The organism is Sphingopyxis sp., from assembly GCF_965279755.1.
GTDB lineage: Bacteria > Pseudomonadota > Alphaproteobacteria > Sphingomonadales > Sphingomonadaceae > Sphingopyxis.
This window is the reverse complement of the sequence record NZ_OZ257261.1, coordinates 2,238,854-2,251,577: the sequence shown is the minus strand read 5'-3', so window position 1 is coordinate 2,251,577 and position 12,724 is coordinate 2,238,854. Positions and strand designations below refer to the sequence as shown.

Annotated in this window: 13 protein-coding genes; 5 read left to right on the top strand and 8 right to left on the bottom strand. The window is 65.6% G+C overall.

Annotated features, from left to right (window positions below; genetic code table 11):
• Positions 1 to 12 precede the first annotated feature (12 nt).
• From ACQY80_RS11090 to ACQY80_RS11080, 3 genes are read right to left on the bottom strand one after another with little or no spacing between them, the layout of a single operon-like run.
• Entirely contained in the window at positions 13 to 543 is a 531-nt protein-coding gene (locus ACQY80_RS11090) for a hypothetical protein (protein ID WP_428679346.1), read from the bottom strand.
• Positions 544 to 600: 57 nt separating this feature from the next.
• Complete coding sequence (locus ACQY80_RS11085; RefSeq protein WP_428679343.1) at positions 601 to 1,467, bottom strand: sigma-70 family RNA polymerase sigma factor; 867 nt, start codon at positions 1,465 to 1,467, stop codon at positions 601 to 603.
• Positions 1,467 to 1,925, bottom strand: coding sequence for a carboxymuconolactone decarboxylase family protein (locus ACQY80_RS11080; protein ID WP_428679341.1), 459 nt, complete (start codon positions 1,923 to 1,925; stop codon positions 1,467 to 1,469). The genes ACQY80_RS11085 and ACQY80_RS11080 overlap by 1 nt, the downstream gene beginning before the upstream one ends.
• Positions 1,926 to 2,131: 206 nt before the next feature.
• On the opposite strand from ACQY80_RS11080, the gene ACQY80_RS11075 reads away from it, so the two are divergent.
• Both ACQY80_RS11075 and ACQY80_RS11070 read left to right on the top strand, forming a co-directional pair.
• On the top strand, positions 2,132 to 2,512 hold the full coding sequence (locus ACQY80_RS11075; protein ID WP_428679339.1) for a DoxX family protein: 381 nt from the start codon (positions 2,132 to 2,134) through the stop codon (positions 2,510 to 2,512).
• Positions 2,513 to 2,516: 4 nt separating this feature from the next.
• Positions 2,517 to 2,963 carry a hypothetical protein gene (locus ACQY80_RS11070; RefSeq protein WP_428679337.1) on the top strand — a complete coding sequence of 149 codons (447 nt, stop codon included), beginning with the start codon at positions 2,517 to 2,519 and terminating at the stop codon, positions 2,961 to 2,963.
• A 55-nt stretch (positions 2,964 to 3,018) separates the two neighbouring features.
• Here ACQY80_RS11070 and ACQY80_RS11065 read toward each other — a convergent pair whose 3' ends face one another.
• From ACQY80_RS11065 to ACQY80_RS11045, 5 genes are all read right to left on the bottom strand, one after another.
• Entirely contained in the window at positions 3,019 to 3,999 is a 981-nt protein-coding gene (locus ACQY80_RS11065) for a DUF6607 family protein (RefSeq protein WP_428679334.1), read from the bottom strand.
• A 21-nt stretch (positions 4,000 to 4,020) separates the two neighbouring features.
• Positions 4,021 to 6,315: a TonB-dependent hemoglobin/transferrin/lactoferrin family receptor gene (locus ACQY80_RS11060; protein ID WP_428679331.1), complete on the bottom strand. Its 2,295-nt coding sequence runs from the start codon at positions 6,313 to 6,315 to the stop codon at positions 4,021 to 4,023.
• 189 nt (positions 6,316 to 6,504) lie between these two features.
• The gene (locus ACQY80_RS11055) at positions 6,505 to 7,797 is read right to left on the bottom strand and encodes a sensor histidine kinase (RefSeq protein WP_428679329.1); all 1,293 of its coding nucleotides are present in this window, start codon (positions 7,795 to 7,797) and stop codon (positions 6,505 to 6,507) included.
• Positions 7,798 to 7,799: 2 nt separating this feature from the next.
• Positions 7,800 to 8,510, bottom strand: a complete 711-nt coding sequence (locus ACQY80_RS11050) for a response regulator (RefSeq protein ID WP_428679326.1) — start codon at positions 8,508 to 8,510, stop codon at positions 7,800 to 7,802.
• 88 nt (positions 8,511 to 8,598) lie between these two features.
• Positions 8,599 to 9,516 carry an intradiol ring-cleavage dioxygenase gene (locus ACQY80_RS11045; RefSeq protein ID WP_428679323.1) on the bottom strand — a complete coding sequence of 306 codons (918 nt, stop codon included), beginning with the start codon at positions 9,514 to 9,516 and terminating at the stop codon, positions 8,599 to 8,601.
• Positions 9,517 to 9,661: 145 nt separating this feature from the next.
• On the opposite strand from ACQY80_RS11045, the gene ACQY80_RS11040 reads away from it, so the two are divergent.
• Genes ACQY80_RS11040 through ACQY80_RS11030 form a run of 3 tightly spaced genes read left to right on the top strand, consistent with a single transcriptional unit; the run spans position 9,662 to position 12,664 of the window.
• Entirely contained in the window at positions 9,662 to 10,636 is a 975-nt protein-coding gene (locus tag ACQY80_RS11040; protein ID WP_428679320.1) for a toll/interleukin-1 receptor domain-containing protein, read from the top strand.
• Between the two features lies 1 nt (position 10,637).
• Entirely contained in the window at positions 10,638 to 11,600 is a 963-nt protein-coding gene (locus tag ACQY80_RS11035) for a hypothetical protein (RefSeq protein ID WP_428679318.1), read from the top strand.
• 2 nt (positions 11,601 to 11,602) lie between these two features.
• On the top strand, positions 11,603 to 12,664 hold the full coding sequence (locus ACQY80_RS11030) for a hypothetical protein (protein ID WP_428679315.1): 1,062 nt from the start codon (positions 11,603 to 11,605) through the stop codon (positions 12,662 to 12,664).
• Positions 12,665 to 12,724 lie beyond the last annotated feature (60 nt).

Genomic DNA, 12,724 nt, shown 5'->3' with positions numbered 1-12,724 from the left:
AGCGGACGCGCCCTAGCTGCAATCAATGCCGCGAAGTCGGAGTGCGCCGCATACGCGGTCTAGAACCCCTTCATTATCGGATTCGGCAACGAAATATTGTCCGGCTTCGTAAGCGGCCAGCCCCGAAGGCAGCGCGAATACGACATCCGCAATATTTTTGGCCGTGCCATCGAGATAGTATCCGTAAGCTTCGCGGCCATCATGCTTCCGTTCCCAAATTGCTGGGCTTTCATTGATCCAAGCTTGGAAGCGCTTGCGAAGACGCTCAAGTTCAGGAAATTCCTTCGATTTATAAATGAAGTGGACCTCGCCCACGGTCCAAAGCGCGCCTCGCCGAACCTTCGGGAAGAAGATCGAAACAATCGGTGATCTTGAAGGGTCGAAGCTCCCATCGGGGTTTTCAGCTAACGCGCCGAACTGGCAATAATGCAGCAGCACTCGCACCTCGTTCGAATGTTCTTCTGCCGTTTCGGACTGAGAGCGAAACCAGTCCAACACACCGTGATCGTTGGGGGCCGATAGAAAGTAATATGTGGCTGCCATGGAACGCTGCTTATCACGCGGCGAGATGTCCGCAATCGGTCGTTTCTGCGCGCGCCCTCAATGCATATGCTTCAGCTTGTCGGGATTGCGCATCACATAGATGGCGGTGATCTTGCCGTCCTCGATCTCGAGCGCGGTGGTCTGGAATTCGCCGTCGGCCTCGCGAGTCACGAAGCCCGGCAGGCCGTTGATCGTCCCGGTGTGGACGAGGGTCGAGCCATATTTTCCGAACAGGACGGCGAGGCTGCGGTGCAGCTTCAGCACGATGTCGTGCCCCGTCACCACGCCCATCGCCGCCGGCCGCTTGCCGCCGCCGTCGGCCCACATGCCGACATCGGCCGCGAGCATCGCGCCGAGCGCGCCCATGTCGCCGCTGCGCGACGCGGCGAAGAAGGCGTTCGCGATTTCGAGGCCGCGTTCTTTCTCCATCCTGTAGCGCGGGCGCGCATCGCGGACGTGGGTTCGGGCGCGCGCCGCGAGCTGGCGGGTCGCGGCGGGATCGCGGTCGATCGTCTTTGCGACCTCGTCGAATTCGACGCCGAAGACGTCGTGGAGCAGAAAGGCAGCGCGTTCGAGGGGGGAGAGCCGTTCGAGCGCGAGCATCAGCGGCAGGGTGACATCATCCTCTTCCTCCTCCTCGACCAGCGGGTCGGGAAGCCAGGGGCCCACGTAAGTCTCGCGCTGCACGCGCGCCGACTTGATCTGGTCGAGGCAGAGCCGCGTCACGGTGCGGCGAAGAAACGCCGCGGGCTCGCGCACCGTATCGCGGTCGGTGCCGAGCCAGCGGATGAAGGCATCCTGCACCACATCCTCGGCATCGGCGACCGAACCGAGCATGCGATAGGCGACGCGGGTGAGGAGCGGACGCAGCGGGTCGAAACTCGCCGCCGCGCCGTCGCCCGGCTGAATGCCTTCGGTCGTCATCAGGCGGCCTTTGCGGGGGCGCCGCCTTCGTACCAGAGGTCGAAGCCGACCGCGATGCGGTTCCAGCCATTGATGATGTTGATCATCAGCGTCAGGTTCACCTGTTCCTCCGGCGTGAAATGCGCCTCGAGCGCGGCCCTGGCTTCCTTCTGTGTGTGCCCCTGCGACAGGCGCGTCAAGGCGTCGGTCCAGGCGAGCGCGGCGCGTTCGCGGTCGGTGAACACCGGGGCTTCGTGCCAGGCGGCGACGAGGTAGATGCGCTGTTCGGTCTCGCCGTTCGCGCGGGCGTCGGCGGTGTGCATGTTGATGCAGTTGGCGCAGGCGTTGAGGATCGACGAACGGATCTTCACCAGTTCGACGAGGCTCTTTTCAAGCCCCTTTTCGGCGGCGAGGCTGGCGCCCATCCACTGCTTCATGAGCTGCGGCGAGGCGGCGAAAGGGTCGGTTACCTTGGTCATGTCGTGTCTCCTGTCGTGGGTTGTACAGGCTTGACGAGACAGGGCCGGAGGATGTGACATCGTGCGCGAAAAAATCGTCCGCGCGCGCAAATTCTTTCGCGATGCGGCACCAAGATGCTGGAAACATTATGTTTCGGATATTGCGCTTTTCGCATCTTCCAAGCTGCACTAGCATCGCCCGGTCTTCGACAAGAGGGGGATGATCCATGAAGTTTCTCGATGGCTTTACCGAACAGGCCTATGCGCTGCTCCGCATCGTGGCCGGCTTGCTGTTCCTTGCCCATGGCGTGCAGAAATTCTTCAATTTTCCGGTCGCCTTCCCGATGCCGCTCAACCCGATGCTGCAGGCAGCCGGCGCGATCGAGCTGATCGCGGGCGGCCTGATCGTCCTTGGCCTGTTCACCCGCCCCGCCGCTTTTATCGCCAGCGGCATGTCGGCGGTCGGCTATTGGGTTGCGCACGGCAGCAACGCGCCCTTCCCGATCGTCAACGGCGGCGAGACGATCGCGCTCTATTGCTTCATCTTCCTGTTCGTCGCGACGCGCGGCGCGGGGATCTGGAGCGTCGACGGCGCGCGCGCGAAATAGCGCGTTGCGCTATTATCTCGATGCGGAGTTCAACGGTTTCGGTGGCGATCTGATCTCGATCGCGCTGGTTCCCGAAACCGACAACTTGCCGCCTTTTTACGAGGCGGTCCAGTGCTGCGACCCGACACCGTGGGTCGCGGCGCATGTGCTTCCCGCGCTCGCGACCGAGCCCGTCGCCTATGCGGCGATGCAGGACGCCTTTGCAGATTATCTGGCGGCTGACCCGCATCCGGTGCTCGTCGCCGACTGGCCCGAGGATATCGTTCACGCCGCGCGCCTGCTTGCGACTGATGACGGGCGGCGGCTGATCCTCTCGGCGGTCAGTTTCGAGCTGGCCGAAGTGGTCAGCTTCTCATCCGCCGAGCTCAGCAAGGTGCCGCACAACGCCTATCATGACGCGGTCGCTCTGCGGACCTTCTGCATGGCACGCCGCCACGCTCACATAAAATAGAGGGCGGCCCCTTGCGGAGCCGCCCCCAGTTCCGGGCTTCACATGGTGAAGGTCGTCAAAGCTTGCGCGTATTCGCCTCGATCAGCTTCTTCGCTTCGGCGATCGCCTTGTCGGTGGTCAGTTTCTTGTCCTGAATCTCGTCGGCCATCGAGAGCAGGCGGCCGCTGATCACGGTGCCGGTCTCGGCCTCTTCCTGGATCGCGATGCCGCCCTTGGTGGCGGCGACGCGGTCCCATTCGGCACGGACGGCGGCCCAATAATCCTTGGTGGCGGCCCAATAATCGTCGGCGGCCTTCACGTCATACTGGTCATATTTGATATAGGTGTTGAGGACATATTCCTGGACGATCGGGACGAGCTTGCTGTCCTTCGTCCCCATCTTGCTATTGTCCTGCCAGTGGACCCAGCCGTCGGGCGAAGGCTGGTGGCGGTTGATCGACAGATAGCGGTCATAGACCGGCTTCCGCACCGCATCGCGGCGGGCGAGCGGACGCCACGTCCAGTTCGAGCGCCAGCGGCGGACGCCGCCCTGCGTTTCGAACTGGCCCCAGCCGCCATAGCGCGGGCTGTCGTCGACCTGATAGACCGTCTGCGACCAGCGGCCGGTGCGCATCTTTTCGGGCACATCTTCCCAGGTCCACTGGTTGCGGTCCGAATAGACGAGCACCTTCGCGGGCTCATATTCCCAGTCCTGGCGCCAATGCTTGATGATGTGCGACTTGTCGTCGTCGCCGGTGATGACGAGCATATGCTGCAAGCGGATCACGCGCCCCGTATCCTCGATCACGCGGACAACTTCGTTGCCGCCCGAACGCTTGGGTTCGAGGACTTCGTAGGTCGGATCCCAGCGCGTCGATTCCTGCATGTTGAAGCTGACGCGGTAGTTGCCCGCCATCGCGAGGATATCGGCGCGGTCTTGCTCGAAATTGGCGGCGGCGTCTTCCTTCGCGATCGGCGGATGCGCGAACGCCACAGTGGGAAGCGCGGCCGAGAGAAGCAGCAGGCCGGCGGCGATCGAGCGATATGGTTTTTTCATCGGTGCAGTCCTTCCTTGTTTTTAGAAGCGATAGCTCAGCGACACGCTCGCGTTGCGGCCGGGCTGGGTATAGGCGTCGGTGATTGCCGAGGTCGACGCGAGGCCGCGGACGTCGCTCCACCATGCATATTTCTTGTCGAGGATGTTGAAGACACCGCCGCGCAGCGTCAGCCCGTCGATGATACGGAAATAGGCGGTCGCATCGAGGATCGTGAACGCATCGGGGCGGAAGCAGGAGGGCGTACAGATGCCCGTCGTCCGCGACGCCTCCTTGCGCGCGCTGTGCGTCATGATGAACTGACCGCCGAAACGACCATCCGATGCGCGGTAGCCAACGCCGGCCACGAGCTTCAGCGGATCGATCGTCGAAAGCGGCGAACGCGCTCCGCTGGGGTCGATTACGTCGCCCTTGGCATAGGATAGGGCGAGCGTCGCATAGAGGCCGGAGGACGCCCGCCCCTCGAACCGTGCTTCCGCGCCTTTGACGCGGACACGATCGAGATTGATGAATTGATAGACGGCCGGATCGGCGGGCGTGAAGCTGCCGCTCACCACTTCCTGGCTGATGAAATCCTTGTAGCGCGCCGAGAAGGCGGTGACGTCGAGGCTGACATGATCGCTATTGAAGCGGACGCCGCCCTCGAAGCTTTCGCTGCGTTCGGGACCGAGGTTCGGGTTCGGGGCCGAGGTGTAGCCGAAGGCCAGATTTTCGAAGAACTGGTTCACCTCGCCGGGTTCTGGCGCCTTGAAGCCGGTTGCATAATTGGCGAACAGGCGCACCTCGTCGGTGATCTTGAAGACCGCGCCGAATTTCGGCGACAGGCGCGAACCGTCTTGCCCGGCGCCGCTGAAGGTCGGCAGCAGCGGATCATTTTTCGGCGACAGCTTGTACCAGTCGAAGCGGACCGCCGGATAGAGCAGCAAGCGACCGTCGGCGATCGAGATTTCGTCTCCCACGAACAGCCCGGCGCGGGTGAAGTCGGTGCTGGGGAAGGCGCGCGTCGGGAAGACTTCGCCTGCTGGCGGCACGGTGCCGTCGCGCAGGCCCTGCTGGCGCGTCTGGCTGATGTCGCCGCCGAAGACGAGGCGGTGGTTGATGGCGCCCGTCGCGAAGTCCGCGCGGGCATCGGCGGCGGCACCGATCACGCGGTTCTCGAACGTGTTGAGGCGGGTGCGGTCGACGGCGGGGGTGCGGTCTTCCTCGGTATATTGATTATCCTCGCCGTCCTGCCAGTAAACGGCGACGCGCGCGAAATCGATCGTGCCCTCGCCTTCCCAGCTCCAGTCGAGCGAGACGCGCTTGCGCTCGCCGCTGTCCCAGCCTTCGAGCCGGTCGACGCTGGAAGTCACGACGCCGAGCGCGTTGCGCGTTGCGGTCACGCCGGTGAGGCCGTTGGTGTAAAGATGCGTGTCCAGATATTCGCCGGTCAGGCGCAGCTTGTGGCCGTTCGCGGGATCATAGACGATCCGTGCCAGCGCGGCGTTCGAGCGGCCGTCCTGCGGGTTCGGCGTCGTGCGCTGCGGACCGGTACCGGGGACGAGACCCGAGGTCAGCGTTCCGGTCGCGGGGATCAGGACGACGCCGGGATTGGTGCCCTTGTTGTCGAGCTCGTTATAATCGCGGCGCGTATAGGCGGCCATGACCGACCAGTCGCCGCTGCGCCCGGCGAGAATCGCGGTTTCGCTGAATTCATTGTCGGCGCTGCTGTATCCGGCGCGGAGAAGACCGCCGAGATTCTTGCCATCCTTGAGGAAATCGACCGGGTCCGAGGTGATGAAGCTGACCGCGCCGGCAAGACCGTCGCTGCCGTAGAGCGCCGACGACGGGCCGCGCAGGATTTCGACCGATTTGACGAGGCCGAGATCGACATAGTCGCCGCGGCCCGACGCCTGCGCGCCGAAACTGAAGCCGTCGGGAACGCGCACGCCATCGACCTGGATCAGGACGCGGTTGCCGCCGATGCCGCGAATGTTGAAGCTGTCGTTGCCGGCGCGGCCGGTCGCGCCGAGCGCGGCACCGAAGCGTGCGGGCTGGCGCTGGACACTGACACCGGGTTCGAAGCGGACGAGGTCGCGGATGTCGGTGACCATTTCGTCGGCCATCTGCTCGTCGGTCTTCACCGTGACGGTGGCGGGAACATCTTCGGCCAAGGTCGCGATGCGCGTCGCGGTGACGACGATCTGCGTCTTGCGGGCGAGCCAATATTCGCCGTCATTGTCCTGCGCGACGGCCGGCTGCGCGGCGGCGGCGAGCGCAAGACCCAGCGCGCTGCCTGCGGCGAGGCGGGTGGCGGACGACGAACGAAGGATAGTCAATTTTCTTCCCCTGCAAATTTGCGACTGACTCGCAATAGCGGCGCTTTAGGGCGCGAAAATGCTAGGGTCAAGTGATTTGCTATTGAGAATCGTTTGCTAATAGGAATGGCCAGGACTTCGTCCGCGCAGCGCGGTGACGATGTGGCGGGCCACCGCCTGTCAGGGTGGGTCAGGACCGCGTGGCGGCGGTCAGGCCATCAGCGGCAGGCAGATCGTGAACACCGCCCCGCCCTCAGGATGATTGGCGACGCCGATCGTCCCGCGCATCGCCTCGACGTTCGACTGGACGATGGCAAGGCCGAGGCCGAAGCCAATGCCTGGTCGCCCGTCGGCATCCTCGACGACGCCGCGATAGAGCGGGTCGAACAGACGCGACGCCGCGTCGGGGTCGATCCCGGGACCATGATCGCGTACGATGAGTTCGGCGAAGGCCCCGGCGCGCTGCAACGACAGTTCGGCATTGCCGCCGTGACGCTGGGCGTTGACGATCAGATTGTCGATCACGCGCATCAGATCGACGAGGTTGGCGCTGACGACCAGCGGCTCGGCGGACAACAGGCGCGCCGGTGCATCGGCGCTGTCGAGAACCGCGACCCGGTCGGCGAGCAGCATGTCGAGCGCGACGGGCTCGCTCTCCCGCTCGCGCCCGCGCGCAAATTCGAGCGCGGCGGCGATCAGCTTCTGCATCTCGGCAATGTCGCCGCGCGCAGTCTCGCGCGCTGCATCGGGCAGGCCCTCGATACGGAAGGCGAGCCGGGTAAGCGGCGTGCCGAGGTCGTGCGCGATGCCGACGAGCAATTCGGCGCGATTCGTCACGAGCGCGCTGTGCCGCCGCCGCATCCCGTCGATGGCGGCGGCGAGCTGACGCACCTCGGCTGGGGCAGCGGGATCGTCGCGGAAGGCCGGGCCGTCGATCCCCGCCTCGCGCGCGTCGGCTGCGAGCTGCTGCAACGGGCGCGTGATCGAGCGCACGACGAGCAGGCAAAGTCCGAACAGGACGATCCCCGCGAGCATGAGCCAGCCGAGCGTCCGGATGTGCCAGGGCGTGATCATCGGCGCCGGCGGCAGGGTCGCGACACGCCAGCCCGCGCCGCTGCGTACCGCGAGCGAGAATTGGTCGCGCAAATCGCGCGGGAAGCCTGCCTCCTGCGGGCCGTGCGGCGTCGCCGTCACGCACAGGCGGACGTCGCCGGGATCGCGCGCGAGCAGTCTGGCCACCTCGGCCGAAAAGGCGGCGTCGCAGCGTTCGCCCTGGTTCGGAGGCGGCAGGGTCGCGCTATCGGTAAAGCGGACCTCGCGCATTCCCATGCCCTTTGCCGGCTCGGCGGGATGTTCGAAGGCGCCGAGCAGGTCCGAGGTGCGAACGGGCGGGCGAAACGGCGGCGGGCTGAAAAAAGTCACTGCGACCGACAGCATCGCCATGATCAGGATCGCCGCGAGGACGAGCCCCGACAGGCGGAACAGGATGGTCCGGCGCGGCATTGTTACTCGGCCGGATGCGCGGCGAGCGCGAGCTGATATCCCTCGCCGCGTACGGTGCGGATGAGGTCGCGGCCACCGTGGTCGGCAAGCTTGCGGCGCAGGCGGCTGAGCAGCACGTCGATCGAACGGTCGAAGACATCGGCCTCTTCGCCGCCCGTTGCCGCGAGCAGACGGTCGCGGTCGACGAGCCGACCGCGTTGCTCGACGAGTGCGAGGAGCAGGCGAAATTCGCCGGGGGTGAGCGCAACGTCCGCACCGCCGGGCGCGGTCAGCTGCCACTGCGCAGCGTCGAGCCGCCAGTCGCCGAACGCCCACACCGATCCGCCGGCGTCGGACTCGCGCAGCCGGCTGCGGCGGACGAGCGCGCGGAGGCGCGCAAGCAGTTCGCGCGGATTGAAGGGCTTGGCGAGATAGTCGTCGGCGCCAAGCTCGATCCCGACGATGCGATCGACGTCGTTGCCGAGCACCGAGACGAGGATCACCGGCGGCCGGTCGGTGATCGGCAGCTTCGAGAGCGCGGTCAGTCCGTCTTCGCCAGCCATCATCACGTCGAGAACGATCGCGTCGAAGCGGCCGGTTTTCAACTGTGCATACAGGTCGGGCGCGCCGGCGCCGGTCGCGACCTCGATCCCGTGGCCGCTCAGGAACTCGGCGGTCAGCGCGCGGATCGCCGCATCGTCGTCGATGATCAGGACGCGGGTCTGCTGGTCCAAAATGCCGCCGCCTTTCGCTTCACTCGCCCCCGGCCTAACAGAAGGCCCGGCCGGAATGAAGCGGTCGCGAACGGCGAAGCGAGCGATCTCAGGTTGCAAGGCCGACCGTCGCGGTGGCGGCATAGCCGTTGGTGATGTCGCCGCTCATCGCCATCGTCATCACCGCAATCTGCGCCGAGCTGTTGTCGCCGAACACATTGTCGCTGGCGATCGAGGTCGAACGGAAATTGCTCTGGCTGGTCGTATAGCCGGTCGCCGATGCATAGACCGTCGTGCAGGCATCCGCCGGCAGCGCGAATTGCGAGATCAGTCGCGCATAGCGTCCGCTCGTCGCGTTCGATACGCTGGTGAAGGCCTCGAAATGGATGTGCGGATAGCGGCCCGCGTAACAGCCGGGGAAGATCGTCGTGAAGGTGACCTTGCCGCTGGTGTCCGTCACCTGAAGCCCGCGCAAATAGCTTTCGGCGGGCAGATTGTAGAGCGAGTAATTGCCCGCGCGGTCGCAGTGCCAGACATAGATCGCATAGCCCGCGATCGGTGCGCAGCTGTTGTTGGCATCGACCAACGTGATCGTGAAGGTCACGGGCACGCCGGGTGCGGTGGTGGTCGATCCGATGAAGCTCGACCTGATATCGCTGCGCGTGACGCCGCTGACCGTCAGGACGTTCGATGTCGACCCCGACGAGCTATTGGTGCCGTCGGCAGGATAAGGCCCGTTCGTCTCGCTCGCATAGGCGGTGCAGGTCGAGGTCGGCGTCGGGGTGGGGGTCGGGGTGGGCGTCGGGGTTGGTGTGGGCGTCGGCGTGGGAGTCACCGTCACCGGGGTCGTGGTGGTTGACCCTTCGGCATTGCCGCCGCCGCAACCCGCGACGAGCGCCGCACCGCCCGCGGTAAACATCAGCCCGAGCGCGCGCCGCCGGCCGAGGCGCAGCCGTTCGAGCGCCATCATATCCTCGGCAAAGCCGCCGTCGAAGTCAGCGTCGGGGGTCTGGACTTGGGGGTGCATCGGGCAGTCTCCGGCTGTTTATTTGTCCGCCGGATAGCCCCCCTCCCTTGCCCGCGAATGTCGCGACCTTGCCGCCGCGTAACAATCATTGCCGATTGCCCTGCTGCGCGCGGCACGGCATGGTGGCAACGGGGGAACAGGGACTATGCCGCCGCAGGTCTTCATCAGCTATTCGTCCAGGGACCGGACGATCGCGAACATGCTGTGTGCGCTGCTCGAAGAGCGCGGGCATCGCTGCTGGATCGCGCCGCGCGATATCGTCGCGGGGACGCCATGGGCCGAGGCGATTCTGGACGGGCTGAAATCGGCGAGCGTCTTCATCCTCGTCTTTTCGCAGCATGCCAACAGCTCGCCGCAGGTTCTGCGCGAGGTCGAGCGCGCGGTCCATCTTGGCCTGCCCATCCTTCCCTTCCGCATCGAGGATGTCGTCCCCGAACGCAGCCTCGAATATTTCATGAGCGTGCCGCACTGGTTCGACGCGCTGTCGCCACCGGTCGAGGATCATATCGCAAAGCTGAGCGATGTCGTCGCGATGCTGATCGAGGGACCGAAGGGCGACTATATTCCCGGCAAGCCGCGCGGGGCGAAGCGGATGAGCTGGAACAACGGGTTCGTCCGCGCAGTTGCGGGCGGCACGGGGTTGGCGCTGCTGCTGCTCGCGGCCTGGCTGGGCGGATTGGCGCCGCCCGGATCGGCGATCGGCTGGATCGCGCCCTTGCTGGCGCTTGCGATTCCGGCCGGGGTGATCGGCAGCGGACAGGCGAAATGGTGGACGCGGCGGGGCGTGCAGAGCGCGCTGCTCGCGCTGCTGCTCGGGGCGGCGAGTGCCTATGGCTGGGCGTCCTCCTCCTATGTCATCGCGGGAGAGAATGGCGCGCCGCTGGTACGCGGCACCGAGTGCACGCCCGATGCGAAGCTGGTGTTCGAACGCGAATGCCCCGACCTGCCATCGGACGCGCTCGCCGATGCGGCCTATGACCCCGCGGCCTTGTGGACCGCCGCATCGATCGGGCGCGTGAAGCTGATACTCGGCGGCGCGTGGGCGGCGATCACGGCGGCGGCGGCGCTCCTCGTCGCCGGATGGCTCGGCGGGCCGCGACGGCTGAAACAGGAGGATTGAGATGCGGAAAGCGCGGATGGTGATGCTGCTGGCGGCGCTCGCCTCGCCGGTCACGACGGCAGCGAAGGAGCCGATCGACGCGGCGGGCCTGAAAGCGATCGAGGCAAAGGTGCCGCCGCAGAGCTGGTATCCCGACGGCTATTACGACATCCGCATCGCCGCCGAGGGCCAGATGGCCGATTTCCCGCGCGACAAGCTGACGATGGACTGGGGCGACGGCGAGCCGCCCTATTATGACGTGATCGACTGCAACGCCGAATATGTGCGGCTCGACGACACCGATCCGCTGACCGCACGCTATGGCGGCGTCGCATTGGAGACCGCCCGCCTGCGCGCCGAGTTCGAGCGGATGAAATATCCGCTCGCGGTCTATGCCGGTCCGCTGCTCGCCTTCGAAAAAGCGAAGATCGAGGAGGCGAAGAATGGACCCGAGCCGTTGTCCGAGGCCGAAACGGCAGCGGCCGAAGAAGGAATGGCGGGCGATGCGGCAGCGATCGAGGTGGCCGATGCCGCGGCGGCTGCGGCCGATGCGGCTGCCGCGGCGGTGGATGCGACGGCCGGGGACGAAACCTATACCGACCCCTATTTCGCGCTGGCCGAGGCGGTCGAGGCGAACCGTCAGCGGCTTGCCCCGAAGCTGCCCAAGGTGCTCGCCGACGGCGGCTGCGGCGCAGGCGAAGGCAGCGCGGTGATCGTCAAGACATCGCCCCCACAGGGCGAGGTGCTACTGATCAACGCCTTCGCCTTCAAGGTCTGCACGCGCAAGAAGCCCGATCCGTGGGATCGCTTTGCCTGCAAATGGACCGAGGTCGAGACGGGGGTCGAGAAGCAGCTTTCGGGGCGCTATGTCTATCAGGTGCGCTGGCCCGACGGCGTGGTGCGGAAGGGCACCCGCGATATCGTCCCCAATTATGACGACGAGAGCGTCGCGGCGATCGTAACCTTCAAGAAAGTGGGAAGCTGAGGATGCGCGCGGCCGTCGCGCTGGTCGCGTTGCTCGCGGGGGCGCCGTCCGCCGCGGCGCAGGATGATATGCTGCCGGACGCCGGGGCGATGGACGCGCTGGCGGCCGAAGTGAAAAAACGAAGCTGGTATCCCGACGGATATTATGACGTCCGCCTTGCCGCCGAAGCGCAGGTCGCCGAGGCGCCGCGCAGCCCGCAAGCCTATCTGGTCGCCTGCGCGGAGGGCGGGAAGTGCTTCGACCCGGTCGATCCCCTGCCGCTCCGCATCAATTCCGACGAGAATGATCCCGCCGTACTGCGCTACGGGAATATCGCGCTCATGGTTTCGCGGCTGCGACAGGAACTGAAGCAGGCCGGCTATTCGACCGCAGTTTATGCCGAACCGCTTGAGGCCTATGAGCGGGCCCTCCTCGCCAAGGCGACGGACAGCGGGGCCAAAGATGGAGAGGCCGAAGCGGCGCGTAGGATGGCCGCCGCGATCGAGACGAACCGCGCACGATTGGCGCCGAAATCACCCCGGGTGATCGCCTATGATGCCGCTGCGGCTGTCACATATTCCGTGATCGCCCAGTCAACGGGCCCCTCGGCAAAAACCTACCCCGTGGGCAGGAAGCTCGCGAAAGGCGACCCTATCCACTTGCGTCCCGGCGACCGGCTGGTGTTGGTGAACGCGGGCAATAGTCGGACGATTTCCGGTCCCGGCGTCTATAAAGCCGGCGACGCTGGCGCACAGCCAACGGCAGCAGCGATCGCGACGCCAACGCGGAGACAACGCACCGGCGCGGTGCGCAGTGACGGCGTCTTGCGCACGAGCTTTGTCACGAGCCCGCCGAACGCCGAAGTCTGGCTGGTTAGTGCCTTTGCTTTCCGGGTTTGCCAGCGGAAAAAGACGGATCCGTGGGACCGGATGGGGTGTCGCTGGACCGAAATCCAGACCGGCGCCAACAAGCCGCTGTCGGGCCGCTTCATCTATCAGGTTCGCTGGCCCGACGGGACGGTGCGAAAGGGCGCCCGCGACATTGCGCCTTCCGACGAAGTGAGGTTCCAGAAAGTCGGCAGCTGAGGCGCTGCGGCCGGGTTGCCGGGATTAACCAAAGTTCAAACCCGGCATGCGATACGCGCG